At 66.7% G+C, this 20889-nt stretch carries 24 protein-coding genes and 1 tRNA gene; 12 read left to right on the forward strand and 13 right to left on the reverse strand.

The genetic code is table 11. The features are described 5' to 3' along the window. Positions 1–2: 2 nt before the first annotated feature. The 5 genes from FHR20_RS08930 to FHR20_RS08950 all read right to left on the reverse strand — a co-directional run bounded on the left by FHR20_RS08930 (position 3) and on the right by FHR20_RS08950 (position 3109). Positions 3–368, reverse strand: coding sequence for a tetratricopeptide repeat protein (locus tag FHR20_RS08930; RefSeq protein WP_086129971.1), 366 nt, complete (start codon positions 366–368; stop codon positions 3–5). 186 nt (positions 369–554) lie between these two features. Continuing rightward, positions 555–977 (reverse strand): ExbD/TolR family protein, encoded by a 423-nt coding sequence (locus FHR20_RS08935; RefSeq protein WP_086129972.1) that lies wholly within the window; start codon positions 975–977, stop codon positions 555–557. A gap of 31 nt (positions 978–1008) precedes the next feature. Further along, positions 1009–1488 carry an ExbD/TolR family protein gene (locus FHR20_RS08940; protein ID WP_137863851.1) on the reverse strand — a complete coding sequence of 160 codons (480 nt, stop codon included), beginning with the start codon at positions 1486–1488 and terminating at the stop codon, positions 1009–1011. 95 nt (positions 1489–1583) lie between these two features. Further along, positions 1584–2345 carry a MotA/TolQ/ExbB proton channel family protein gene (locus FHR20_RS08945; RefSeq protein ID WP_086129974.1) on the reverse strand — a complete coding sequence of 254 codons (762 nt, stop codon included), beginning with the start codon at positions 2343–2345 and terminating at the stop codon, positions 1584–1586. An 86-nt stretch (positions 2346–2431) separates the two neighbouring features. Next, positions 2432–3109 carry an energy transducer TonB gene (locus FHR20_RS08950; protein ID WP_167299173.1) on the reverse strand — a complete coding sequence of 226 codons (678 nt, stop codon included), beginning with the start codon at positions 3107–3109 and terminating at the stop codon, positions 2432–2434. A gap of 231 nt (positions 3110–3340) precedes the next feature. Between FHR20_RS08950 and FHR20_RS08955 the strand changes: the two genes are divergently transcribed. Continuing rightward, positions 3341–4177 carry a hypothetical protein gene (locus tag FHR20_RS08955; protein ID WP_243857161.1) on the forward strand — a complete coding sequence of 279 codons (837 nt, stop codon included), beginning with the start codon at positions 3341–3343 and terminating at the stop codon, positions 4175–4177. Positions 4178–4212: 35 nt separating this feature from the next. On the opposite strand, the gene FHR20_RS08960 is transcribed toward FHR20_RS08955, so the two are convergent. Beyond that, positions 4213–4584 carry a dihydroneopterin aldolase gene (locus FHR20_RS08960; RefSeq protein WP_167299174.1) on the reverse strand — a complete coding sequence of 124 codons (372 nt, stop codon included), beginning with the start codon at positions 4582–4584 and terminating at the stop codon, positions 4213–4215. A gap of 193 nt (positions 4585–4777) precedes the next feature. Here FHR20_RS08960 and FHR20_RS08965 point away from each other — a divergent pair, with 193 nt between their 5' ends. The 4 genes from FHR20_RS08965 to FHR20_RS08980 all read left to right on the forward strand — a co-directional run bounded on the left by FHR20_RS08965 (position 4778) and on the right by FHR20_RS08980 (position 7855). Further along, complete coding sequence (locus FHR20_RS08965; RefSeq protein WP_167299175.1) at positions 4778–5299, forward strand: GNAT family N-acetyltransferase; 522 nt, start codon at positions 4778–4780, stop codon at positions 5297–5299. A gap of 194 nt (positions 5300–5493) precedes the next feature. Continuing rightward, positions 5494–6060: a DUF1285 domain-containing protein gene (locus FHR20_RS08970; RefSeq protein WP_167299176.1), complete on the forward strand. Its 567-nt coding sequence runs from the start codon at positions 5494–5496 to the stop codon at positions 6058–6060. Then, on the forward strand, positions 6057–6647 hold the full coding sequence (locus tag FHR20_RS08975) for a CoA pyrophosphatase (protein ID WP_167299177.1): 591 nt from the start codon (positions 6057–6059) through the stop codon (positions 6645–6647). The genes FHR20_RS08970 and FHR20_RS08975 overlap by 4 nt, the downstream gene beginning before the upstream one ends. Next, positions 6635–7855: a CCA tRNA nucleotidyltransferase gene (locus tag FHR20_RS08980; protein WP_425057375.1), complete on the forward strand. Its 1221-nt coding sequence runs from the start codon at positions 6635–6637 to the stop codon at positions 7853–7855. Before FHR20_RS08975 ends, FHR20_RS08980 begins: the two co-directional genes overlap by 13 nt. Here FHR20_RS08980 and FHR20_RS08985 read toward each other — a convergent pair. Both FHR20_RS08985 and parC read right to left on the reverse strand, forming a co-directional pair. Next, positions 7795–9411 (reverse strand): putative bifunctional diguanylate cyclase/phosphodiesterase, encoded by a 1617-nt coding sequence (locus FHR20_RS08985; protein ID WP_167299443.1) that lies wholly within the window; start codon positions 9409–9411, stop codon positions 7795–7797. The genes FHR20_RS08980 and FHR20_RS08985 overlap by 61 nt on opposite strands. A 159-nt stretch (positions 9412–9570) precedes the next feature. Then, the gene (parC, locus tag FHR20_RS08990; protein ID WP_167299178.1) at positions 9571–11811 is read right to left on the reverse strand and encodes a DNA topoisomerase IV subunit A; all 2241 of its coding nucleotides are present in this window, start codon (positions 11809–11811) and stop codon (positions 9571–9573) included. Positions 11812–12263: 452 nt separating this feature from the next. Between parC and FHR20_RS08995 the strand changes: the two genes are divergently transcribed. Further along, the gene (locus FHR20_RS08995; RefSeq protein ID WP_167299179.1) at positions 12264–12893 is read left to right on the forward strand and encodes an outer membrane protein; all 630 of its coding nucleotides are present in this window, start codon (positions 12264–12266) and stop codon (positions 12891–12893) included. A 38-nt stretch (positions 12894–12931) separates the two neighbouring features. Here the strand turns inward: FHR20_RS08995 and FHR20_RS09000 are convergent, their stop codons facing one another. Continuing rightward, positions 12932–13858, reverse strand: a complete 927-nt coding sequence (locus FHR20_RS09000; protein ID WP_167299180.1) for a LysR substrate-binding domain-containing protein — start codon at positions 13856–13858, stop codon at positions 12932–12934. 116 nt (positions 13859–13974) lie between these two features. On the opposite strand from FHR20_RS09000, the gene FHR20_RS09005 reads away from it, so the two are divergent. The 3 genes from FHR20_RS09005 (at position 13975) to purC (ending at position 16353) form a co-directional block, all read left to right on the forward strand. Continuing rightward, positions 13975–14295: a UrcA family protein gene (locus FHR20_RS09005; protein ID WP_167299181.1), complete on the forward strand. Its 321-nt coding sequence runs from the start codon at positions 13975–13977 to the stop codon at positions 14293–14295. Positions 14296–14467: 172 nt separating this feature from the next. After that, a complete protein-coding gene (locus tag FHR20_RS09010; protein WP_167299182.1) occupies positions 14468–15409 on the forward strand; it encodes a hypothetical protein in 942 nt (313 codons plus the stop codon). Positions 15410–15573: 164 nt separating this feature from the next. Then, positions 15574–16353 (forward strand): phosphoribosylaminoimidazolesuccinocarboxamide synthase, encoded by a 780-nt coding sequence (gene purC / locus FHR20_RS09015; protein ID WP_167299183.1) that lies wholly within the window; start codon positions 15574–15576, stop codon positions 16351–16353. A gap of 6 nt (positions 16354–16359) precedes the next feature. On the opposite strand, the gene FHR20_RS09020 is transcribed toward purC, so the two are convergent. After that, the gene (locus FHR20_RS09020; RefSeq protein WP_167299184.1) at positions 16360–16605 is read right to left on the reverse strand and encodes a hypothetical protein; all 246 of its coding nucleotides are present in this window, start codon (positions 16603–16605) and stop codon (positions 16360–16362) included. An 88-nt stretch (positions 16606–16693) separates the two neighbouring features. Between FHR20_RS09020 and purS the strand changes: the two genes are divergently transcribed. Beyond that, the gene (gene purS, locus FHR20_RS09025) at positions 16694–16924 is read left to right on the forward strand and encodes a phosphoribosylformylglycinamidine synthase subunit PurS (RefSeq protein ID WP_086129987.1); all 231 of its coding nucleotides are present in this window, start codon (positions 16694–16696) and stop codon (positions 16922–16924) included. After that, positions 16921–17586: a phosphoribosylformylglycinamidine synthase subunit PurQ gene (gene purQ / locus FHR20_RS09030; RefSeq protein ID WP_167299185.1), complete on the forward strand. Its 666-nt coding sequence runs from the start codon at positions 16921–16923 to the stop codon at positions 17584–17586. The genes purS and purQ overlap by 4 nt, the downstream gene beginning before the upstream one ends. An 18-nt stretch (positions 17587–17604) precedes the next feature. Here purQ and FHR20_RS09035 read toward each other — a convergent pair whose 3' ends face one another. From FHR20_RS09035 to FHR20_RS09045, 3 genes are all read right to left on the reverse strand, one after another. Continuing rightward, a complete protein-coding gene (locus FHR20_RS09035; RefSeq protein ID WP_167299186.1) occupies positions 17605–18948 on the reverse strand; it encodes a methyl-accepting chemotaxis protein in 1344 nt (447 codons plus the stop codon). 144 nt (positions 18949–19092) lie between these two features. Then, positions 19093–19923, reverse strand: coding sequence for an alpha/beta fold hydrolase (locus FHR20_RS09040; protein WP_167299187.1), 831 nt, complete (start codon positions 19921–19923; stop codon positions 19093–19095). Positions 19924–19976: 53 nt separating this feature from the next. Beyond that, on the reverse strand, positions 19977–20726 hold the full coding sequence (locus tag FHR20_RS09045) for a queuosine precursor transporter (RefSeq protein ID WP_167299188.1): 750 nt from the start codon (positions 20724–20726) through the stop codon (positions 19977–19979). A gap of 59 nt (positions 20727–20785) precedes the next feature. Between FHR20_RS09045 and FHR20_RS09050 the strand changes: the two genes are divergently transcribed. Then, a tRNA-Arg gene (locus tag FHR20_RS09050) sits at positions 20786–20862 on the forward strand. Positions 20863–20889 lie beyond the last annotated feature (27 nt).

Below are 20889 nucleotides of genomic sequence, written 5' to 3' on the forward strand. Positions count from 1 at the left end.
GCTCAGCGCGCGCTCAGCTGGAGCGTGCGGATATATTGAAGCCCCTTGTTGGCGATCGCATGCGAAGTCGACACGCGGTCCGCCGAGAGGTCCATCTCGAAGTCGCGCTGCTCGAGCACGCGCAGATAGAGCGCCCGCGCTTCGGACGTGCGTCCGGTCTGCGCATAGACCGCGGCTAGATTGAGCAGCAGTTCGGGCTGGTCGGGATCGAGGCGAAGCCGGCTGTTGAGCTGCTGCTCGGCCTTCGAGAAATTGCCGTCGAAGATCGCGGCACTGGCGACAGGATCCCCGTTGCCACGCTGGGCCTGCGCCGGAAGCGCGGCGAGCGCGAACGGGGCGGCGGCAAGGACAATGAGCGCGATGCGCATAACTCCTACTCCTTCTATTACGCCACAAAGACAGTTTTGTGACTCTTTGAAGTCAGTAGTGTTACACTTCCGCGTCAGGCATACAAGCCACTTGTCGCATGCGTCCGGGCTCCGGAGCAAAAAAGAAAGGCGGCCCCGAAGGACCGCCTTCCCTTGTCTCAAATCCGGCCCCGCTGGGACGGCGGATCAGAAATCGTTGCGATACTGCTCGTTGCCGACAAAGCCGAGCTTGTTCACGTTCGCGCGCTTGATGATCGCGAGAACCCGGTCGACGACTTCGTAACGCGTCTGCGGGTCGGGCTGGAAGTGCAGCTCCGGCTCCGGCGACATCTGCAGCGTCTGATCCAGATACTGGCGCAGCGTCACGTCGTCGATCGGCGCGCTGTTCCAGTAAACCTGGCCCTGCGCATCGATATAGACCTTGTTCTTCTCCGGCTCGACGATGTTCTGCGGCTTGCTGTTCGACTGCGGAAGGTCGACCTTCACCGCGTGCGTCTGAATCGGGATCGTCATGATGATCATGATCAGGAGCACCAACATGACGTCGATCAGCGGCGTCGTGTTGATTTCCATCATCGGGCCGTCGTCACCGCCGCCGCCCACGCTCATACCCATAGTCTAAACTCCTTTGAGCAGGCCGTCAGAGACGGACCGTGGCCGAGCCGGCGGGCGGTTCGGAAATGAAGCCGACCTTGACGAAACCCGCCATCTGCATGGCGAAGATCGTGCCGCCGATGCAGCGGTAGGGCGTGTTCACGTCGCCGCGGATGTGCACTTCGGGAAGCTCGAGGCCGGCAGCGTTGATGCCGCCCTGCCTGTCGATTTCCTTCCGCAGCTTCTCGACCGCCTTGTCGACCAGTTCCCTGCTCGTCACCGGGGTCATGCCCCAGAACACTTCGCACCTGCCGCCATTGGCCGTGACCGAGAGCGAGACGTTCTCGGGCTTGGTGGTCGTCGGCTCGAACTGAACCTTGGGGAGCTCCAGCTTCACCGTCTGGATCACGACCGGAACCGTGATCAGGAAGATGATGAGGAGCACCAGCATCACGTCGACGAGCGGCGTGGTATTGATGTCCGACATGGGAGCGTCTTCACCGCCCCCGCCTACGCTCATCGCCATTGCGCGCTATCCTATCCTTCTAATCCAAGCTCCGGCCGAAGCCGGAGCCGGACCGCGCATCCCGGGGAATGCGCGGCCCGCATATTCCAGATCGCTTAGGCGCGCGGCGCGGTGCTGGTCGTCGCGGCCGGAGCGGCCTTGGCGGGAGCAGCCTTGGCGGCGGCCGGACGGACGCGGCCGTCCGAAGCGAGATAGCCGAGCAGATCGTTCGAGAACGCGTTCAGGCTCTCCGAGATCTTCTTGTTGCGGGCCTGCAGCCAGTTGAAGGCGAGCACGGCCGGCACGGCGACGGCGAGACCGACGGCGGTCATGATCAGCGCTTCACCGACCGGACCGGCGACCGCGTCGATCGACGCCTGGCCAGCGGCACCGATCTTCACGAGCGCGCGGATGATGCCGATAACGGTACCGAACAGACCGATGAACGGCGCGGTCGAACCCACGGTGGCGAGGAACGACAGGCCGCTCTTCAGCTGCGAGTTGATCAGGTCCTCCGAGCGGGCGAGCGAGCCGTGCAGCCAGTCATGCGCCTCGACCGGATCGGTCAGCTTCGAGTGCTGCTCCTGAGCGGCCAGGCCGTCGTCGACCAGCTGGCGATAGGCCGAGTTCTTCTCGAGCTTCGCCGCGCCTTCGCGCAGGCTGTTGGCGTTCCAGAAGCCGGCGCGGACGCGCTTGGCCTGGTTGAGGATCTTCTGCTGCTCGAACAGCTTGGTGAACAGGATGTAGAGCGAGAAGAACAGCATCAGCACCAGGATGCCGAACACCGTCTGCGAGATCAGGCCGCCCTCACGGAGCGCCGGAATCAGGCCGTACGGATTTTCCTTGGGCGCCGCGGCGGCGAGAATGGTCGTGAGCATTGTCGGTTCTTTCCTCTAACTAAATAGCGCTTTTTATCCAATCGCCCGGCGCGCCCCGCGGGGAGCGCGCCGGTGAAACACACGGGCTAGCTCGGGATCTTCCAGGTGAAGCTGCCGTTATAGGGTGCAGGGATCTTGTTCCCGCTCTCGTCCTCGGCCGGATTGAACCGGGCGCGGCGCTTGAGCAGCGAGCAAGCCGTGCTGTCGAGAACGGACACGCCGCTCGAACCCGTCACGGTGCAGTTGGTCACCTTGCCCGTCGCGTCCACGTCGAGGCGGAAGCGGACGGTGCCGGCCTGCTCGGCGCGCAGCGCCGCGGCAGGATAGTCGTCGTCCGTCACCCAGCCCTGCGGCGAGCCACGCGGCGTGAGCTTCTTGGCGATCCGCGGCGGAGCCGGCGGCGGCGGCGGAGGAGCCGGCTGCGCAGGCGGAGCCGGCGGCGTGATCGGCGGCGGCGGCGGGATGATCGACGTGGTCGGGATCGGCGGCGCCTGGGTAGGCACCGGAACCGCGGCCGGCGGCACGACGATCTGGGTGGGCGGCGGCGGCACCGGAGTATCCGGCGGCGGCGGCGGCGGCGGCACTTCCTCGGGCGGGGGCGGCGGCTCTTCCACGTCGAACGTGTTCAGCTTCTCCGCCTGCTTCTTGATATATTGATATGCAAGGCCCGTGACGAAGGCGTACCCCATGCCAGCCACGATGATCGCGACCAGTATGATCGCGATGACGCGACTGCCACTTGTATTACGGTCAGCGTAAGACATCCGGCAACGTCACTTCTCTAATCCTGACATGCAACCCCGTGCGGCGGGATTCTGCGACCCGTGCACAAGCCTGCCCGCCGTGCGCTATATGCGTCATGATCGGCAGCGGGCGAGTCTCTATCGCGCGCACCGGGTGGACGCAAACCCTTTGTCGGACAATCAGGGCGTACGGTCGCCCAACGGCAGAATTATTTCTGTATAGCCGTGGCACAATCCGGTAATCCGAACGATATGAACCGCACCTTTCCAGCCATGTTTTCTTGCGCGATTGCGCTCGGTGCACCCTTAGGTGCAGCCGCTAAGCCCCAGCAAACGCAGGCACAAACCGCCGCCGTTTTACCCAGCTACGCCACCTTGGCGCGGCAAGTGACCACGGCCCCGCTGATCATTGACGCGCACATCCGCAAGGCCGACCGGCTGAAGCCCGAAGAATCGCCCGGTCTGGCCGCCGGCGCGGCCCGTTTCCTGGTCGAAGCCGATGTTTCCGCCCTGATTCGGGGCAACCAGGCCATGGCCACGCGCATCACCTACACGGCCGATGTTCCGCTCAATGCCAGGGGCAAGCCGCCCAAGCTCGCCAAGCTGCGCGTGCTCCTGTTCGCCCGCCCCGTTCCCGGCCGCGCCGGCATGGTGCAGCTCACCGGATTGCAGAGCCAGATGAACTGGTTGCCCGAGCTGGATGCCCAGATTCGCGCGATCACCAAGGACGCGCTTGCAGCCGACGCGCCCCCCGCGATCACCGGCGTCGGCAATGCCTTCCACGTGCCCGGTTCGCTGCCCGGCGAGGGCGAGACCCAGGTCTTCCTGCAGACCGCGAGCGGCGCGCCCGTATCGCTCCAGATACTCCGCCGTCCGGGCGAGGCGGCGCGCTGGAGTGTTTCATTGGGGGACATTGTCGACGAATCGGCGGGCGCGCCGAGCGCGAACAGCTTCCTCTGGTACCGTCTCGCCTGTGGTCTGCCGCGCAGCCTGCCGGCCGAAAGCGTCGAGTCGGATGATCCCCAGAACGCCGCGAAGGCGCGGGAGGACTATCAATTCGTCCTGCGCTCGCTGGGGCCTTGCGCCTGAAATCGAGCGTCGCCCCGGCAAGGGCCGGGGCGACGCTATTTCCGGTCGCGCACCAGCGTGATGCCGATCGATTCGCCCTGCTCGGCAATGGCGAGCTTGACGATGCGCACCTCGACCCGCCGGACCCGCGCATCGCCGACGAACAGGGTGTCGCAGATATGTTCGGCCACGGCCTCGACCAGCGTGAAGTGCACGTCCTTGGGCAGCGCGTCGGTCGCCGCGTGCTTCACGTCCATATAGTTCTTCGAAGCCTTGAGCGGCGTGTCGGGTTCGAAGCGCTCGGGCATGGCGATGTCCACCGTTACCGAGATGCGCAGCGGCTGCGGCAGGTGCGTCTCTTCCGAATAGACGCCGGTGAGGACTTCGACTTCCAGGTCATGCACCTGGAGCTGGAGGGAATCGGACAAGTGGCCTGGGCCTTTCAGGGAGGACAGGCCGCGCCCAATAGCAGATGCGCGCGCCCGCGAAACCCCGCCCCTCCGCGCGTGCGTGCGGCGCAACATGCGGCGCAGATATATTCAGTATTGCGAAAGCGCCGATCGGCGCTATCTCGCGCGGCCCCGAGTTCGATCTCGGGGCGTTACGAAAGGAATATATGAAGTGATCGCATTGCTGCCGCTCGAGACCGTGGACCCTCAGGCCGTCGAGACTCTGCTCGACCGTGCTTTTGGTCCGGGCCGACGCGCGCGCACTGCGTACCGGGTCCGCCTGGGCACTTCCGAGATTCCCGAGCTCAGCTTCGCCGCGGTGGCGGACGATGGCAGCCTGATCGGCACGATCCAGTGCTGGCCGGTCGCGCTCGAATGCGATGGCGGCGGCAGCGCGCCGATGGTGATGGTGGGGCCCGTCGCGGTCCAGCCTGATCGCCAGCAGGGCGGCATCGGCCGCATGCTGATGGAGCGGATGCTCGAAGCTGCGGAAGGCTCGCCGCTTCCCGGCGCCGATGCGCTGATGCTGGTCGGCGACCCCGAATATTATGGCCGTTTCTTCGATTTCACTGCGGAAAGGACCGGCGGCTGGCGCCTGCCCGGCCCGTTCGAGCCCCGCCGCCTGCTCGCGCGCGGCGCCGGCGTACCGGCGGGCCCGGGCATGGTCGGGGCCCGTCTTCGACGTGCCGCCTAAGCGTTGAGTGCCGCTTCCGGGGCTTCCAAAACAGGGCTTTGTCTGCTTGGGTCCCCGGCATGGCTGATCGTCCGCCACGCCGCCTTCATGCCCTTCGCTCCCCGGATCGTCGGGCATGCGGGAAACGGGGCCTCTGCGGCGTATGTTTCGTAAACTTCCGCGGCCCCGTCCGCCCTGCCGGCTGAAGCGAATCGATGCCTTCCCCGCCTCCACCCGACTTCGCCAGCCTCTCGCTCGCCGAGATCGCACGCCTGGCCCAGGAGAACCGGCTGCCGCCGGTCGACAGCTGGAACCCGGCGCATTGCGGGCACAGCGACATGCGCATCGCCCGCGACGGCACCTGGTTCCACCAGGGCTCGCCGATCGGCCGCATGCCGATGGTACGGCTGTTCTCGACAATCCTGCGCCGCGAAGCCGATGGGCGTTTCGTCCTCGTCACGCCCGTCGAAAAGCTGGATATCGACGTTGAAGACGCGCCCTTCGTCGCAGTCGAGATGAAGCGCGAGGGCGAAGGCCCGGGCATGAAGCTCGCCTTCCGCCTGAACACCGGCGAACTGGTCGCCGCCGGCCCCGATCGCGGCCTGCGCTTCGAGGAGCGCGAGGACGGCCCTCGTCCCTATCTCCATGTCCGCGGCGGGATCGAGGCGCTGGTCGCGCGCAGCGTCTATTACGAACTGGCCGAGCTCGCCCTGGCCAATGGGAGCACGCCCCCCGGCATATGGAGCAACGGCAGCTTCTTCGCGCTGGAGCCCGGTGCATGAGCCTGGCCGATCGCCTGCGGGCCGCGCTTGCGGCCGATCACTCGCCGCTGCTGCTGCCGGGCGACCATTACGACTTCGACCCCGCGGTACAGGGCAACCCCGCCGCGGTGCTGATCGCAGTCACCGATCGCCGCGTCCCTGGCGTGATCCTCACCCAGCGCACCGAGACGCTGCGCCGCCACGCCGGCCAGGTCGCCTTTCCCGGCGGCCGCATCGATCCGGGCGACGACGGCCCGATCGGCGCGGCGCTGCGCGAGGCACAGGAGGAGATCGCGCTGCCACCCGATATCGTCGACGTGGTCGGCGTCGCCGACAGCTACCGTACCGTCACCAACTATGTCGTCACGCCGGTGATCGGCGTGGTCCCGCCCGACCTGCGGCTCACGCCGTCCGAGGCGGAAGTCGCCAGCGTCTTCGAGGTGCCGCTCGATTTCCTGCTCGATGCCGCCAACCAGCGCGAACAGGTGACCGAATATCAGGGCCGCGAGCGACACTATTACGAAATACTCTGGCAGGATCGCCGGATCTGGGGGGCGACGGCTGCGATGCTGGTCAATCTGTCGAGGCGGCTGCAATGGGCGGTATGACTCTTCCCGACGCCCAATGGCGCCATCGCGCCGGGCTGGCGCAGCTGGTCGAGGTGCTTGCCGACGTGCGCTTCGTCGGCGGATCGGTGCGCGATACCCTGCTCGGCATCCCCGTCTCGGATCTCGACGTCGCCACGCCGCTCGCGCCCGAACGCGTGGTCGAGCTGCTCAAGGGCGCCGGCATCCGCGCCGTTCCCACCGGCATCGGCCACGGCACCATCACCGCGGTGCTGGAGAGCGGCCCGGTCGAAGTCACCACGTTGCGCCGCGACGTCTCGACCGACGGGCGCCGCGCCACCGTCGCCTTCACCGACGATTGGCGCGAGGATGCCGCCCGCCGCGACTTCACGATCAATGCGCTCTATGCCGATCCGGCGACCGGCGCGATCTTCGACTATTTCGGCGGCCTGGCCGATCTCGAGGCGCGGCATGTCCGCTTCATCGGCGATCCGCTCCAGCGCATCGCGGAGGATCACCTGCGCATCCTCCGCTTCTTCCGCTTCCTCGCCCGGTTCGGCGACGTGGCGGACCCGGCGGGGCTGGCGGCCTGCACGGCCCGCTCCAGGGACCTGATGGCACTCAGCCGCGAGCGGATCGCCGACGAGCTGCTGAAGCTGCTCATCGCGCGCGACGCCGTGCGGGTGGTCGAATTGATGATCGCACACGGCATCTTCGCGCCCGTGCTGCCCGAGATCGTGTCGGCGGCGCGCTTCACCCATCTCGCCGCCCGCGAAACCGCAGCCGATGTCGCGCCCGATGCGATCCGCCGCCTCGCCGCGCTGATCCCGGCCGATCCCGTGGTGGCGGAGCAGGTCGCGGCACGGCTCAAGCTCTCCAATGCCCAGCGCCGGCGCCTCGCCGCCGCCGCGGTGGCCCCCCAAGGCACGCCGCATGCCCTTGCCTATCGCGCCGGTGCCGAGGCCGCGCTCGACCAGCTGCTCCTGTCGGACCGTCCGCTCGCCGATGCGCTTGCGGTTCGCGACTGGCAGCCGCCGCGCTTCCCGCTCGGCGGCGGCGCCATCGTCGCGCGCGGGATCAAGGCCGGGCCCGAAGTGGCGCGGCTGATGAAACAGGTCGAGCAGGCCTGGATCGCCGAGGGTTTTCCCGACGCGGACCGCGTGTCGGCCCTTGCCGACGAAGCAGTGGCTCAGGCCTTGGGTTCGCCGAGCAGCGCCCAGGCCTCGTCGCGTTCGAGCGCGCGCGAGTAGAGAAAGCCCTGGCCATAGGTACAGCCCAGCGCCGCCAGGGTCTGGGCGAGCTCGTTGGTCTCGATGCCCTCGGCGGTGGTCTGCATGCCCAATGCCTGGGCGAGGCTGAGGATGGCGCGGACGATCGCGATCTTGTCGCGGTCGGCCAGCATGCCGGAGACGAAGCTGCGGTCGATCTTGAGCAGGTCGATCGGCAGCTTCTGGAGATAGGCGAGATTGGAATAGCCGGTGCCGAAATCGTCCATCGCCAGCGTGGCGCCCATGTCCTTGAGGGCGTGCATCGTCTGGGCGATGCGGTCGGGATCGGTGACGATCGCGCTCTCGGTGAGTTCGAGAGTCAGGCGTTTGCCGTCCACTCCGTGCCGCTCGAGCGCGCCCCTGACCATGGCGGGGATATGATCGCGCTGCAGCTGGATCGCGGACAGGTTGACCGCCACCTTGATGTCGCAATCGCCGCCCGAGGCGCGGTCCCAGGCCGCGATGGTCTGCGCCGCTTCCTCCATGGCCCAGCGGCCCAGCGGAATGATCAGGCCCGATTCCTCGGCGACCGGAATGAAATCGTTGGGCGATAGGCGCACCCCATCTTCGGTGGTCCAGCGGGCCAGCGCCTCGAACGACGTGATCTTGCCGGTCGCGAGGTCGCAGATCGGCTGGTAGCAGAGCGTCATCTGCCCGTTCTCGATCGCCCGACGCAGTTCGGTCTCGATGCCGAACTGTTCCCGGGCGATGTCGAAGGTGTGGGTCTGGTACATCTCGGTACGACCGCTCTTCTTCGCCCGCTTCACCGCGAACTGGGCGTTGCGCACCAGGTCCTCGGGATCGCCGTCATTGTCGGCGCCCAGGGCGATGCCGATCGAACAGTCCACCCGGATCTCGAAGTCCGAGAGGCGAAACGGGTTGGCCAGCGCCGCCTGGATGCGCTTGGCCACGTGCAGCGCATCGCCCGGCCCCTCGTCGAGCGTGAGCAGCACGCCGAACTCGTCGCCGCCCATCCGGGCCAGCGTGTCGCGGCTGCGCAGCGCACCCTTCAGACGGCGCGCCACCGTGATCAGCAACTCGTCGCCCGCCAGGCCGCCCATACAGGCGTTGACGCGGCTGAACCGGTCGAGATTGACCACGAGCACCGCGAAGTCCCGCGCATTCTCCGTGGTGATCGCGTGCTCCAGCGCATCCGAGAATCCGGCGCGATTGGGCAGGCCGGTGAGGCTGTCGGTCGCCATTTCCCGGCGGAGGCTGTATTCCGTGCGCAGTTCCGAAGTATGGTCGACCAACGTGACCATGCACCGCGGAAAGGCCCGGCGGTCGGCACGCTTGGCGAGCATCACCCGGAAGTGGCGGGCATCGACTTCGTCGCCGAACTGCCAGCTGATCTCGCACTGGATCTCGCTCGATTCGATGAAGCGGCGCAGGCGCGGACCAAGCAGGCGAATGAGCGGCGATTCGCCGGCGACGGTGCCGAGCCCGGCGAGCCGGAAGGGCCGGTTCACCGCATCGAAGACGAAGCCGTGCTCCTGCAGCTCGATGATCGCGGCCGGCACCGGCAGCATGTCGAGCATCATCGCGGAAGCGCCCGGACCGAAGGCAAACGAATCCGCCGGCTGCGGCAAGGGCAGCGGAGCCGCGACACGGCTTTTCTTCGTCCTGGCGAAAACCATCGCCTCCGGCCTAGCCCCGATTGGTTAAAACCGCCTGAAACAACAGCGATTAGAACGAGATCAGAAACGATTGTCGCGCGGAAAACCGTTGGGTGCCATCCGTCCCGCCGCGCCCCGCGCCGCCCGCCAGGGCGAGAGGTCGGTTTCGGTGCGCGTCCGGCCGCTCTCGCCGCCCATCGCCCAGCTCAACCCCTCGGCCATCCGGAACGTCCGCACGTCGCTCAGGCCGCCGTCACGGTAGCGCTGCAGCTGCACGCCCTGCCCGCGCGCCAGCTCGGCGACTTCGCCGAGCGGGAAGACGAGCAGCTTGCGATTGTCGCCCACCACGGCCACCGCATCGTCCTCGATGCCGACCGGCCTGACCAGCTTCAGATGCGCGCCGGCCCGCGGCGTCACTACCTGCTTGCCCTTGCGGGTCTCGGCGACCACGTCCTCGGCCTTCACCACGAAGCCGCGCCCGTCGTCCGCCGCGACCAGCAGCCTGGCCGCCGAGCTCGCCGGCAGCAGGGCGACGATGTTCCGCTCGCCCTCCAGGTCGATCATCAACCGCACCGGCTCGCCAAAGCCGCGTCCGCCGGGCAGCTTGTCCGCCGCCAGCGTGTAGAAACGGCCATTGTCGGCGGCGAGGAGCAGCTTGTCGGTCGTCTGGGCGTGGAAGGCGAGATAGGCGGCGTCGCCTTCCTTGAACTTCAACGCCTCGCCCGACAGGTCCTCGACATGCCCCTTCATCGCGCGGATCCAGCCGCGCGCCGAGAGGATCACGGTGATCGGCTCGCGCTCGATCATCGCCTCCAGCGGAATCTCGCGCGCCGGCGCCGCTTCCTCCACCAGGGTGCGGCGCTTGCCGAGCGGCGTGTCCGATCCGTAGCGCTCGATCATCTTCGTCAGGTCGCGCTTCATCCGGGTCCGCTGACGCGCATCGGACGAGAGCAGCAGCTCCAGCTCGGCCTTCTCCTTCTCCAGGGCCTCCTGCTCGCGCTTGAGTTCCATTTCCTCGAGCTTGCGCAGCGAGCGCAGCCGCATGTTGAGGATCGCCTCGGCCTGGCGATCGGTGAGCTGGAATTCGGCGATCATCACCGGCTTGGGCTCGTCCTCGGTACGGATGATCTCGATCACCCGGTCGAGGTTGAGGAAGGCGACGATATAGCCGCCGACCAGTTCCAGCCGGTCGGCGATCTTCGCCACCCGGTGCTCGGACTTGCGGCGCAGCACCACGAACTGATGCTCGATCCAGGCGAGCAGCGCTTCCTGCAGGCTCATCACCCGCGGCGTGCGATGCTTGTCGAGCACGTTCAGGTTGAGCGGCACGCGCGTCTCCAGGTCGGAGAGGCGATAGAGGCTGTTGATCAGGTCCTCGGCCACCACGGTGCGGCTGCGCGGCTCGAGCACGATGCGGATATCGTCCGCGCTCTCGTCGCGCACGTCCGCCAGGATCGGCAGCTTCTTCTCGTTGATGAGCTCGGCGATTCCCTCGATCAGCTTGCCCTTCTGGACGCCGTACGGGATCTCGGAAACGACGAGGTGCCAGCCCCCGCCCTTCTCGGTCACCTTCTCGATCTTGGCGCGGACCCGGAAGCCGCCGCGGCCGGTATTGTACGCCTCCGCGATCGCCGCCGGGCTGTCGACGATGATGCCGCCGGTCGGCAGGTCCGGGCCCTGTACATAGTCGAGCACATTCGCCTGGGGATTGTCGATCAGCGCCACTGCGGCGTGCATCAGCTCGGCGGCGTTGTGCGGCGGGATGCTCGTCGCCATGCCCACCGCGATGCCGGCGGCGCCATTGGCGAGCAGGTTGGGGAACAGCCCCGGGAAGAGCTCGGGCTCCTCGTCCTCGCCATTATAGGTGGGGCGGAAATCGACGGCATTCTCGTCGAGCCCGTCCATCAGGTCGATGGCGACCTGCGTGAGCCGCGCCTCGGTATAGCGATAGGCGGCCGCGTTATCGCCGTCGATATTGCCGAAATTGCCCTGGCCGTCGACCAGCGGATATCGGAGGGCAAAGGTCTGGGCGAGGCGGACCATCGCGTCATAGACCGACTGGTCGCCATGCGGGTGGTATTTGCCGATCACGTCGCCGACGACCCGGGCGCATTTCTTGTAGCCGCTTGCCGGATCCAGCCGCAGCAGCCGCATCGCCCAGAGCAGGCGGCGGTGCACCGGCTTAAGCCCGTCCCGAACGTCGGGCAGCGAGCGCGCGGTGATCGTCGAGAGCGCGTAGACGAGGTAGCGCTCGGAAAGCGCGCTGTCGAAGGGAACGTCGGAAGGCGTGCCGGGGTCTTGGAGTTCGGTATCGAGGCTCATTGCCGCACCCGGATAGCAGCAGCCGAAGCAAAGCGCCAAGCCGGACGATCCGATCGCGTGCATTCGCCGAGGCGACATTCAACCACCTGGTTTCGCATTCCGATGCGCAACCATCCGGTTGCGGCACGCGCCAGGGACGGCCGGCGCGCGCGATGATTTTCGAAAGGGAGGGCCATTCCGGAACTAAAGCAGAACATGCACGGCTTTTCCAGAGGCCCCGGGTCGCGCCCTCCTGAGCAATTTCACACCCGCGCCCAAGTCAGGCACATAGTTTGGACGCCAACCATCCGATATTCGCCGTACACTTGCCAATATCTTGCCATAAATCGACACTTCGCAAGAATATCTCAGGAATACAGGCGGCGGAGGCAATTTTTTTTGAGGGATATATACGGGTTCTTCGAAACCGTTCCGTCTCCGAAACACAGGGGAATTCGAACGAAAGTAAGATCATGCGTAACTCATTCCTGATTCTCGCCGCCATGACTTGCCTCGGCGGTGCGCAGACTGCCTTTGCTCAGGAAACCGAAGACCGGGAAACCGGACGGGCTCCCGCCCAGGCCTTTGCGGGCCCGCGGGTCGAAGCCACGATCGGCCTCGACCAGAGCGGCGACGATGCCTTTTTCGGCAAGGAACTGACCGGCATGCGCGCCGGCGGCGCGATCGGTTATGACGTCGCCGTCGGCAAGCGCGTCACGATCGGCGTCGAGGCCGGCATCGGCTGGATGGTCGCCGGCAACACCAAGCTCGGCCCCTTCCCGCCCCGCGACACGAACACCTACGCGATGAGTGCCGGGCGCGACATCGATGTCTCCGGACGCATCGGCTACGCGTTCAGCCCGAGCACGCTGCTCTACGGCAAGGTCGGCTGGGCGGACCAGAGCTATGGCGCGCGCTCCAGCGCGGGCAAGGACTATGGCGACAAGAAATCCAACGGGTTGCGGCTCGGCGCCGGTCTCGAGCAGAAGCTCACCTCGAACGTCTATGCCAAGGCGGAATATCGCTACACCCGATATGGGGACGTCGGAAACATCAAGAACGATCGCCATCAGCTGCTGACCGGCATCGGCGTGCGCTTCTGAGCGCATGCGGGGGACGGGGCGCGCGCCGTCCCCCGATTTCAACGCTCCGGCGGCACCAGAGCGCCCCAGGGATCGTCGCGCAGCGACGTGCGGACCTCCTCCAGCAGCCAGTCGCGAAAGGCGCGGACCTTGGGCTGGTTGCGCTTGCCTTCGGCATACATCAGCCAGAACGCATTGCGATATTGCGCGACCTGGGGAAGCGGCTGGACGAGTTGCCCCGAATCGAGTGCGGCCTGCCACATCGGCGGGCTGAGGATCGCGACGCCGTGTCCGGCGATCGCCGCATTGCCGTCCAGGATTTGCGAATCGAAGCGGATGCCCGCCGCCTGGCTGGTGTCTGGCGCCTCGCCCAGCGCCGCCGCGAACCACAAGTCCCACCAATCGTCGCGATAGGTGAGTCGCGGCAGTTCGAGCAGGTCCTTCGGCGTGCGGATCGGCGGATGCTCGGCGAGGAAGGCAGGATTGGCGAGCGGCGTGATCGGCATCCGCATCAGGAAATGGCAGCTATGCCCAGGCAGCGGGCCCGGCGCGCCGCGCAGCGCGACGTCAGCCTCGCCCGCCAGCAGATCGATCATCTCGTCGCCGACATGAAGGCGGACGGCAAGGTCCGGGCGCGCGAGCTGGAACGAGCCCAGCCGGCTCGCCAGCCAGTTGGTGGCAAGGGTGCGCGGCGCGGTGATGCTGATGACGCTTTCCGTCTCGGCATGGACCGCGGCGAAGGCCTCTCCCATCGCGTCGAACGCGCCCGTGACCTGCGGCGCGATCCGCCGCCCCAGATCAGTGAGCACGATGCCGCGCCCGCTGCGCGCGAACAGCGGGGCGCCCAACCGCTCTTCGAGCAGCTTCATCTGGTAGCTCACCGCCGCCTGGGTCATTCCCAGCTCCTCTGCGGCGCGCGTGAAATTGCCGTGCCGGGAAGCGGCTTCGAACACGCGGACGGCAGCGAGCGGAGGAAGGCGGCGCATCGCAATATACAAGCACAGCTTATGGTATTTGGCCAATGATTTGTTGGCCCGCCGGCGTGTTCGGGCGCAGATGGACGGGGTGCCGGACATGGCGCGACATCCAAGGGAACCAAGCCATGATGAAGACCCTGATCCCGCTCCTGCTGATCCTCTCCCCGGCCGCCGTGCCGGTGATCGCCCAGGCCCAGCGTGGCGATGCGAGCGTTCGCGTCTCCTATGCCGATCTCGACCTGTCGCGCGCTGCGGGTCGCCAGGCACTCGACCGGCGCCTCGCCCGGGCGCTCGACCAGATCTGCCCGGCCGATCGGCCTGGCTATCTGACTCCGGCGCCCGATGCGCTCCGCTGCCAGGCAAATGCCCGCGAGCAGATCGCGGCGGCGCGCCGGCACGCACTGGCGCAGCGCGGCGGCGTGGTCCGGATCTCCGCCGTTCCCTGATCGATCCCTCGGAACCGCGAAGCGGCGGGCGGCCTGCAACGCCGCCCGCCAACCATAAGCATTGCTGATAGCGCAAACCCATATCCCGAAAAGGGATGCGCGGCGCGGTCCATTCGGGTTGGGCCCGTCACAAAATATGGTTACTCCTTGGGCAAGGAACAGGGAGGAACCCATGCGAGTCGTTTGGGCATTGGCGGCGCTTGCGCTGCTCGCGGGATGTGGGCTGCTCGCGGGATGCGACGATCTCAATCGACCGCCTGCGGACGGCAAGGGCGGTTCCGAATTCGGGTCGGCGGCCAATGCCGAAGCCTTCGCCTCGACCGGCACCGGCTTCGACTATCGCTATGCCTATCGCCTGCCCGCCGCCAAGGTGAAGGGCGTCCTCCAGTCCAACGCCGATGCCTGCGACCGGATGGGGCCGGCGCGTTGCCGCATCCTCGCGATGCGGTATCGCGTGGATGACGGCAATCACACGCGCGCGGTGCTCACCATCCGCATCGACCCGTCGATCGCGCGCCGGTTCGGCGATGCCGTCACGGCGAATGTGGCGACTGCCTATGGCGTGCTTACCGATACCGAGATCAGCGGCACCGATGCCACTGCCTCGGCCCGCAGCATCGCCGTGGTGAAGCGGCTGCAGGACCAGCTCCAGAATGCGCGCGCCAGCACGACGCCGGATGGCCAGGCCCGGGCCGCTCGCCTGCAGAACGCACTCGCGCTGATCGCCGAGGTGGAGGCGAGCCAGGGTCAGACGCTGGCCAACGCGCCGATGCTGTTCACCTATGAATCGAGCAGCGCGCTGAGTGGCCTGGGGTCGTCCGAAGCCAATTTCCGCACTGCGGGCCAGACGCTCGAGAATTCGGTCGCCCAGCTCGTCCAGCTGCTCGCCAGCGTCGGGCCGTGGTGCCTGCTGATGCTGGCCGTGGTGCTGGTCCTGCGATGGATCATCCATGGCCGCGCCGTGGGTCCCGATGTCGAGCCGCGTCACGACGATGGCTATGACGATGGCCATGAGGGGAGCCATGACGGCCGGGACAATCGCGGCCGCAGCGACAATCGCAACCTCATCCAGCGCTGGTTCTCCCGCGACGACGCGGAGGAGCATACGCACTGACCCCGCGCGCCCGCGGGTGGCAAAGTGGCGGATTGGCATCCGCGCGCGAGGATGCATGATTGCACCCCTCCCCCCCTTTGGGTATAGCGCCACCTCTCGCCCCGGCAGGCCAGCGGATTCCCCGCGCCGCCGGGGCAATGACTTTCCAGGGGAACGAGCACCCGATGGCACGCCGCCGGCAGATCTACGAAGGCAAGGCTAAGATCCTCTACGAGGGTCCCGAACCCGGCACGCTGATCCAGTATTTCAAGGATGACGCGACTGCCTTCAATGCCCAGAAAAAGGGCACGATCAACGGCAAGGGCGTGCTCAACAACCGGATTTCCGAGCACGTCTTCACGCTGCTCGCCGGCATCGGCATCCCGACGCACTTCATCCGCCGCCTCAACATGCGCGAGCAGCTGATCCGCCAGGTCGAGATCGTGCCGATCGAAGTGGTGGTGCGCAACGTCGTCGCCGGCTCGCTTTCGAAGAAGCTCGGGATCGAGGAGGGCACGCCGCTGCCCCGCACGATCGTCGAATATTACTACAAGGACGATGCGCTGGGCGACCCGATGGTCACCGACGAGCACATCCTCTGCTTCGGCTGGGCGAGCCAGGAAGAGCTGCACGACATGGCCGACATGGCCATCCGCGTGAACGACTTCCTGTCGGGGCTCTTCGCCGGCATCGGCATCCGCCTGGTCGACTTCAAGCTCGAGTTCGGCCGGATCTGGGACAACGACTATAGCCGCATCATCCTGGCCGACGAGATCAGCCCGGACGGCTGCCGCCTGTGGGACATGGCCACCGGCGAGAAGCTCGACAAGGACCGCTTCCGGCGCGACCTGGGCGGCGAAGTCGAGGCCTATCAGGAAGTCGCGCGCCGGCTCGGCCTGTTCCCGGAGGGCGAGGATTCGGCCGTGCTGGACCTGGAGAGCCACCGGAAGCGTCGCGGCAAGTAATCCCGGTCAGGGTCGCCGGCGCCGCCCGGCACGGCGCATCGCGACCAACAGCAGGCCTGCAACGACAAGCAGGAACAACGCACCGCCAATGGCCAGCGTCTCGTTCGCCTGCGCCGTTCGCGCGGACGCACCGATCGCGCAATCGGGCCCGTGGCAATATTGCAGGGCGAGGGCGTGGAAGCCCAGGGCCACCCAATAGGCCGCCGCCAACCCGGAAACCAGCCACAAGGCGACGCGGCGCGTTCTCGACATCCGGGATGCCTAGCATTGCCTGCCAGATCGCCCGGTGGCTGAACTCCAGCCTTGCAGCGAGGCGCCGGGGGCGCCATAGGCCCTGCCCATGAAGCTCCGCATCATCGTCACCTTGAAGAACGGCGTGCTCGATCCCCAGGGCAAGGCCATCCAGCATGCCTTGGGCGGCCTCGGGTTCGAGGGCGTGGAGGACGTCCGCGCCGGCAAGATCTTCGAGCTCGAGCTCGCCGATTCGACCAGCGACGCCGCAGTCGACGAGATGTGCCGCAAGCTGCTCGCCAACACCGTCATCGAAAACTACCGGGTGGAAAAGCTGTGAAGACCGCGGTCATCGTCTTTCCGGGCTCCAACTGCGATCGCGACATCGCAGTCGCGCTGGAGGCGGTGACGGGGACGAAGCCCCACATGGTCTGGCACGGCGACAGCGAACTGCCCCAGGGCCTGGGCCTGATCGCCCTTCCCGGCGGCTTCTCGTACGGCGATTATCTCCGCTGCGGCGCGATCGCGGCACGATCGCCGGTGGTGCGGGCCGTGGTCGAGGCGGCGGACAAGGGCATGCCGGTGATCGGCATCTGCAACGGTTTCCAGGTGCTGACCGAGACCGGGCTGCTGCCCGGCGCCCTGATGCGCAACTCCGGCCTCAACTTCGTGTGCCGCGACGTGCCGCTGACGGTCGACAATTCGCAGTCGATCTTCACCTCGGCCTATCGCTCGGGCGAAGCGATCACGATCCCCGTGGCGCATCATGACGGCAACTACTTTGCCGACGCGGAGACGCTCGACCGGATCGAAGGCGAAGGCCGTGTCGCCTTCCGCTACGCCGCCGATATCAACGGCTCGGCCCGCAACATCGCCGGCGTGCTCAACAAGGCCGGCAATGTGCTCGGCATGATGCCCCACCCCGAGCGCCGCATCGAAGCCGCGCATGGCGGCACCGATGGCCGCCGCCTGTTCGAGGGCCTGCTCGAGGCGGTGGCGTAGGCCGCACACCGCCCCGGCTCAGTGCAGCGCGGAAGCCGCCTGTTCGCCGCGTGACGACGCTGCGAGCCCCGGGGCCGGGAAAGACAGCGGACGACCGCTGCCCGCCACCCGGAAGCGCCCGGCCTGCTCGGCAAGCGTGGCGATCTCCACGGTGAGGTTGCGCGCCGCCGCCGAAGTCTCTTCGACCATCGCGGCATTCTGCTGGGTCGACTGATCCATTACACCGATCGCGGTGCTGATCTCGCCGATCGCGATCGATTGGGCCTGGTTGTCCTCGGCCATCTGGTTGAGCAGCGTGTGCACGTCGCCCACATCCTCGGCGATGTTCGCCAGCGCGCCATCCACCTTCTCGACCATCTCCACCGCGGCAAGGATGTCCACCTGAGTCGCGGTGAGTTGTTCGCGCGCACGGCCCGCCTCCTCCTCGGCCCGCATGGCCAGCGCCGAGACGAGATCCGCGACCACGGCGAAGCCCCTGCCCGCCTCGCCCGCGCGGCCGGCCTCGACCGCCGCATTCATCGCGAGCACGCGCGTCTGGAAGGCGATCTTGTCGAGCCCCTCGATCACGGAGTCGATTCCCTTGGCGCTGTCGTTGACCCGGTTCATCGCCTGCACCGCCTGATCGACCACTTCGCGACCGCCCGAAACGGTCGTCGTGGCACCGTCGGCGCGCGCCACGGTGCGGCTCGCCGCGGCAGCGGTCGCCTTCAGGCGCTGATCCATCTGCGTGATCGCGGCCGAGGTCTGCTCGAGGCTGGCGGCATTCGCTTCGGTGCGACGCGCAAGATCTTCCGACGCCTGGGCGATCTCGCCCGATCCGGTACGGATCGCGGCACTGCTCTCGCCCACGGCGCCAAGCAAGTTGCGCAGCGAGGCGAGCGCGGCGTTGAAATTGTCGCGCAACTTCGCATAGGTGGCGGGATATTCCTCGACGATGTCGGCGGTCAGGTCCCCCTCGGCCAGCCGCTCGAGATTGACGGTCATGCCCCGCACGATTTCGCCGTGATGCTCGGCTTGCTCGTTCTGCTGGATCTGTGCGGCGGCGGTGTCGCGGAACGAGAACATCGCCTTGGTCAGCCGGCCGACACAGTCCCGATAGTCGGTGAACTGGATCGGGCTGGCGAGATCGCCGGCCGCCAGCGCCTCCATGCGCACCACGGTCGTCACATAGGGCGTGGCAATCGCGTGGCGATACCAGACGGCCAGCACCGCGGCGACCAGGGTAGCGAGCACGCCGGTGGCGAGTGCAAGCCTGGGCGCGAGCAGCAGCGCCAGGGGCGAGAGCCCGACAAGCCCCACCATGGAACCGAACGACGCGAGCAGCTTCTTGCGAATGGGCGCGTTGGCGACGAACCAGTGCATGGCAAATCTCTCAGCGGAGGCAACAATATGGTTGCCGCTTCCTCGCTATAGAGAGTTCCCGCGCCGAACCGGTCGTTTCGGCAAATATACGTAACAATAATCTACAATATTAGCCACAAATGCGTAACTTCCGTAAATTCGCCCCTATACGCGCGCCTCGATCCAGTCGAGGATATCACCCATCACGCCCTCCCTGCCGAGATCGGCGAGCAGGTCATGATAATGGCCTTGGTAGATCTTCAGCGTCTTGTCGCCGGATCCGGCGGTCTCGTGGAAGAACGCGCTGCCATGGCAGACGGTCGCATGGTCGTCGGTACCATGGAGGATGAGCAGCGGGATCGTGATCGCGGGAAAGCTGTCGTGCAGCCGCTCGTCGGCGCGGGCCAGCGCGGCGACGGTGGCGGCGGGCTGCGTCTCGTCCCTGATATAGGGGTCGGCATTGAGCGCGGCCACCGCGGCCGGATCCCGCGAGAAGTCCTCGTTCTTGAGCTTGAGCACGCCGAGATGGGGCGCGATGTGCGCGAGCCCCTTGATCGCGGTGATCAGGAAGCCCGGCGCCGGCACCTGAAAGGCGAAGCTCTCGCAGATGAAGCCGGCAAGTTCCGCCTGGTTGTCGAGCGCATAGGTGGCGCCGGTTACCCCGCCCGCGCTGTGGCCGAGCAGAAACGTCTTGAGCCCGGGGTGGCGCGACTTGGCGATCGCGATCGCGCCGCCAAGGTCGTGGACATAGTCGGCAATATCCTCGACGTAGAAGCGCTCGCCGCCCGAACGCCCGCGCCCGCGCAGGTCAGGAGCGTAAACGGCGAAACCGCGCTCGGCCAGCCGCTCGGCGACCCAGGCATATTGGCCGCTATGCGCATTGAAGCCATGGCAGATGACGACCACGGCCCGCGCGGCGCCCTCGGGCAGCCAGGAGCGGAAGAAGATGTTGACGTGCCCGGTGCTGCCGAAAGTCTCTTCCGTCGTCGCAGTCATGCCCTGTCTCCCCGGAGATCGTTGCAGTGAAGATGTCCGCAATCCCGCACGCCTCACACCCGCATTGCGAACGGAGTGAAATCGGTCCCCTTGTCGAACACGTCCACGCCCTCGCGGCGCTTGAGGAAACCGACGACGAGATAGGTGACCGGCGTCAATATCACTTCCCATGCCACCTTGAGCGCCCATTGCGTGAAGAGCACCTGGAGGACGAGCGTGGCGGTCCACCCCTCCGCGCCCAGGAAGGCGAGCGGATAGAAGATCAGGCTGTCGACGCCTTCGCCGGCAATCGTCGAGCCGATCGTGCGGGTCCACAGCATCTTGCCGTCGGTCAGGATCTTCATCCGGGCGAGGACATAGGAATTGACGAACTCGCCGGCCCAGAAGGCGCAGACCGAGGCCAGGACGATGCGCGGCACCTGGCCGAAGATCGTCTCGTACGCGGCCTGGTTGCCCCAGCTCGGCGCCGGCGGCAGCGCCACGACCACCCAGGACATGAACGCCATGAACAGCACCGCAGCGGTGCCGGCCCAGATCACGCGGCGGGCCCGGGCATAGCCATAGACCTCGGTCAGGACATCGCCGATCACATAGGAGATCGGGAAGAACAGGATACCCGCGCCGAACGGCCAATAGCCATTGTAGAGCGGCAGCCAGACCTGCGAAACCTTGCCCGCGCCGAGCACGTTGGAGAGCAGGATGATGGCGACGAAGGCAGCCATCACGAAGTCGTAATAGCGGAAATGCCCACCCCGCAGCGCGTTCGCGGCGATCTGCGCCGGCTTTGCGTCCCCCTGGCTCATGCAAGGACTATGATCCCGGTTCCGCTGCCGCGCAATCCACGCTAGGGGCAGCGCTACGCGCGCCCGTAGCTCAGTTGGATAGAGCACGTGCCTTCTAAGCTCGTGGTCGCTGGTTCGAATCCAGCCGGGCGCGCCATTCTTGTCTTTGGGGCCTCGCATAAGC

The sequence above is a fragment of the Sphingomonas leidyi genome (genome assembly GCF_011761945.1).
GTDB classification, from domain to species: Bacteria; Pseudomonadota; Alphaproteobacteria; order Sphingomonadales; family Sphingomonadaceae; genus Sphingomonas; species Sphingomonas leidyi.

What these genes read in the sequence shown, in the direction of transcription:
- FHR20_RS08930 (WP_086129971.1), bottom strand. Translation starts at nt 368, where the DNA reads ATGCGCATCGCGCTCATTGTCCTTGCCGCCGCCCCGTTCGCGCTCGCC.
- FHR20_RS08935 (WP_086129972.1), bottom strand. Translation starts at nt 977, where the DNA reads ATGAGCGTGGGCGGCGGCGGTGACGACGGCCCGATGATGGAAATCAAC.
- FHR20_RS08940 (WP_137863851.1), bottom strand. Translation starts at nt 1,488, where the DNA reads ATGGCGATGAGCGTAGGCGGGGGCGGTGAAGACGCTCCCATGTCGGAC.
- FHR20_RS08945 (WP_086129974.1), bottom strand. Translation starts at nt 2,345, where the DNA reads ATGCTCACGACCATTCTCGCCGCCGCGGCGCCCAAGGAAAATCCGTAC.
- FHR20_RS08950 (WP_167299173.1), bottom strand. Translation starts at nt 3,109, where the DNA reads ATGTCTTACGCTGACCGTAATACAAGTGGCAGTCGCGTCATCGCGATC.
- FHR20_RS08955 (WP_243857161.1), top strand. Translation starts at nt 3,341, where the DNA reads ATGAACCGCACCTTTCCAGCCATGTTTTCTTGCGCGATTGCGCTCGGT.
- FHR20_RS08970 (WP_167299176.1), top strand. Translation starts at nt 5,494, where the DNA reads ATGCCTTCCCCGCCTCCACCCGACTTCGCCAGCCTCTCGCTCGCCGAG.
- FHR20_RS08975 (WP_167299177.1), top strand. Translation starts at nt 6,057, where the DNA reads ATGAGCCTGGCCGATCGCCTGCGGGCCGCGCTTGCGGCCGATCACTCG.
- FHR20_RS08980 (WP_425057375.1), top strand. Translation starts at nt 6,635, where the DNA reads ATGGGCGGTATGACTCTTCCCGACGCCCAATGGCGCCATCGCGCCGGG.
- FHR20_RS08985 (WP_167299443.1), bottom strand. Translation starts at nt 9,411, where the DNA reads ATGCTCGACATGCTGCCGGTGCCGGCCGCGATCATCGAGCTGCAGGAG.
- parC (WP_167299178.1), bottom strand. Translation starts at nt 11,811, where the DNA reads ATGAGCCTCGATACCGAACTCCAAGACCCCGGCACGCCTTCCGACGTT.
- FHR20_RS08995 (WP_167299179.1), top strand. Translation starts at nt 12,264, where the DNA reads ATGCGTAACTCATTCCTGATTCTCGCCGCCATGACTTGCCTCGGCGGT.
- FHR20_RS09000 (WP_167299180.1), bottom strand. Translation starts at nt 13,858, where the DNA reads ATGCGCCGCCTTCCTCCGCTCGCTGCCGTCCGCGTGTTCGAAGCCGCT.
- FHR20_RS09005 (WP_167299181.1), top strand. Translation starts at nt 13,975, where the DNA reads ATGATGAAGACCCTGATCCCGCTCCTGCTGATCCTCTCCCCGGCCGCC.
- FHR20_RS09010 (WP_167299182.1), top strand. Translation starts at nt 14,468, where the DNA reads ATGCGAGTCGTTTGGGCATTGGCGGCGCTTGCGCTGCTCGCGGGATGT.
- purC (WP_167299183.1), top strand. Translation starts at nt 15,574, where the DNA reads ATGGCACGCCGCCGGCAGATCTACGAAGGCAAGGCTAAGATCCTCTAC.
- FHR20_RS09020 (WP_167299184.1), bottom strand. Translation starts at nt 16,605, where the DNA reads ATGTCGAGAACGCGCCGCGTCGCCTTGTGGCTGGTTTCCGGGTTGGCG.
- purS (WP_086129987.1), top strand. Translation starts at nt 16,694, where the DNA reads ATGAAGCTCCGCATCATCGTCACCTTGAAGAACGGCGTGCTCGATCCC.
- FHR20_RS09035 (WP_167299186.1), bottom strand. Translation starts at nt 18,948, where the DNA reads ATGCACTGGTTCGTCGCCAACGCGCCCATTCGCAAGAAGCTGCTCGCG.
- FHR20_RS09040 (WP_167299187.1), bottom strand. Translation starts at nt 19,923, where the DNA reads ATGACTGCGACGACGGAAGAGACTTTCGGCAGCACCGGGCACGTCAAC.
- FHR20_RS09045 (WP_167299188.1), bottom strand. Translation starts at nt 20,726, where the DNA reads ATGAGCCAGGGGGACGCAAAGCCGGCGCAGATCGCCGCGAACGCGCTG.